Source organism: Propionivibrio sp. (genome assembly GCF_029255185.1).
In the GTDB taxonomy this organism is placed as follows: Bacteria; Pseudomonadota; Gammaproteobacteria; order Burkholderiales; family Rhodocyclaceae; genus Propionivibrio.
In genome coordinates this window covers 1-1,934 of the sequence record NZ_JAPUVO010000008.1, presented here as the reverse complement: position 1 = coordinate 1,934, position 1,934 = coordinate 1, and the positions used below count along the sequence as shown (strand labels likewise).

Sequence of the window (1,934 nt, the reverse complement as noted above, 5' to 3'; positions counted from 1 at the left end):
CGAGATGCTGCGCGACACCAACGAGCCGGTGGCGCAATGGGTTTCCGAACTCGGCACCCGCGCCGACACCGATCAGGGCAGCATCGGGCGCATCCGCATTCCGGTGCATGAGCTTTACGCGCAGCCGAAGGCGACGCAGAAGCTGTTGGACGACGCCATTATCAATGTCGAGGAATGGCTGATCAATCGCGTGGCCGGAAAATTCTCGCGCAGCGAGAACACCGCGTTCGTCAGCGGCGACGGCATCGGGCAGCCGCGCGGCTTCCTGAGCTATGCCACGCAGGCGGTGAGCGACAACAGTCGTGCTTGGGGCGTTTTGGAGCATGTGGTCACCGGCGCGGATGGCGGCTTCTCGGCCAGCAACGGCAGCGACGTGCTGATCGGCCTGATGCACAAACTGCGCGCCGGATATTTGCCGAAGGCGAGCTGGCTGTTGCCGCGCGCCGTCGCCGACATGATCCGCAAGTTCAAGGAAACGACTTCCAACGCCTATATCTGGCAGCCTGGCTTGCAGGCGGGGGTTCCCGCCACGCTGCTCGGCCATCCGGTGATCTTGGCCGAGGATATGCCGCAGGTCGCGGTGGGCAGCTATTCGGCGGCGTTCGGCAATTTCGAGGAAGGCTACACCATCGTCGATCGTATCGGGTTGCGCGTGCTGCGCGATCCCTATACCGCCGCGCCTTTCGTCAAGTTCCGCTGCAGCAAGCGCGTCGGCGGCGACGTGGTGAATTTCGAGGCGATCAAGCTGTTGAAATTCTCGGCTTCGTAAATCTCATTCCGATCTGAAAACAGGGAGACTCTTCATGACGACACGCGATCTTTTGCGGAAAATTCTGGTGACGCCGTCGCTGGCGCCTGCGGTGCGAACCAACGGCACGGCGACGGGCACGGCGGTGGATTTGCGCGGCTTCGACTCCGCCGTCCTCGCCGTTTCGTTCGGCACATGGACGGACGGCACGCATACGCCTTCGGCGGTGCATTCGGTGGATGGCACGACTTACACGGCCTGTGCGGCTTCCGATCTGGACGGCGCTTTTGCCGCCGTTAGCAGCGCGGCGGGTAACAACACCGTGCAGCAAGTCGGTTATATCGGCGCGCAACGGTATGTGAAGATGGTGATCACCACGACGGGAGCCACCACGGGCGCTTTGAGCCATGCCAGCGTCATCGCTGGCGCGCCGCGCAACGCGCCGACGCAGTAAGGGCGGGGTGGGGCCGGAGAGGCGCGGAAGAAATCTTTCGCCGTTTCTCTGGCCCGCATCTTCCAACCCCTAACCCCATACTTCATTACGGAGTTTTTCTCATGCGTAACACGATCGTGAACGTGCTTGACGCGTTGCCGGTGACGATTGCCTCCGGGCAATCCTTGTCCGGCGGCGTCAATCTCGGCGGGCTCAGGCTGTTCGGCATCGTCATGCCCGCAGCATGGACGACCGCCAATTTGACGTTCCAGATGTCGCCGGACGGCGGCGCGAGCTGGAGCAACATGTATGACGACAGCGCGGGCGAGTTCATGGTGCTGGCCGATACCGCCCGCTATTTGATGCTCGATCCGGCGGCTTTCGCGGCGGTGCAATGGCTGCAAATTCGTTCCGGAACGGCGGGCGTGCCGGTGGCGCAGGCGGCGGATCGCGTCCTCAACCTGATTTTGCGGGGGGTGTGATATGGGTCAACTGCTTTTCCGGCGTTCGCCGCGCGTCGTTCAGCCGCGCAAGAACACCATTGTTCTGATCGGGCACAGCTTTGTGCAGAATTGCGGCTCGGCGGATAGCAGCTTCGGCGGCGCGGGGATTGCGAATCCGGGTACCGTCAACGGCATCAGCTATTCGAAGGGCGTTTTCGAACGCGCCAATATTCTGTTGAAGCAACCCTTTACCGTGTTGTCGAATCTGGGTGTCAGCGGCCAGACATCGACGCAGATTCTGGCGCGGTTT

Annotated in this window: 4 protein-coding genes; all 4 read left to right on the top strand. The window is 62.2% G+C overall.

Going from position 1 to position 1,934, the window contains the following annotated elements; genetic code table 11:
* On the top strand, positions 1-769 hold a 769-nt coding region (locus Q1J43_RS00095), incomplete at its 5' end, for a phage major capsid protein (RefSeq protein WP_301100230.1).
* A gap of 34 nt (positions 770-803) precedes the next feature.
* Positions 804-1,202, top strand: a complete 399-nt coding sequence (locus Q1J43_RS00090; RefSeq protein WP_301100245.1) for a hypothetical protein — start codon at positions 804-806, stop codon at positions 1,200-1,202.
* A gap of 101 nt (positions 1,203-1,303) precedes the next feature.
* Positions 1,304-1,663 carry a hypothetical protein gene (locus tag Q1J43_RS00085; protein WP_301100244.1) on the top strand — a complete coding sequence of 120 codons (360 nt, stop codon included), beginning with the start codon at positions 1,304-1,306 and terminating at the stop codon, positions 1,661-1,663.
* 1 nt (position 1,664) lies between these two features.
* Positions 1,665-1,934, top strand: a 270-nt coding sequence (locus Q1J43_RS00080; RefSeq protein WP_301100243.1) for a hypothetical protein, incomplete at its 3' end; no start/stop codon positions are given.

Coding starts and splice junctions, on each gene's coding strand:
- Q1J43_RS00090 (WP_301100245.1), top strand. CDS start 804: ATGACGACACGCGATCTTTTGCGGAAAATTCTGGTGACGCCGTCGCTG.
- Q1J43_RS00085 (WP_301100244.1), top strand. CDS start 1,304: ATGCGTAACACGATCGTGAACGTGCTTGACGCGTTGCCGGTGACGATT.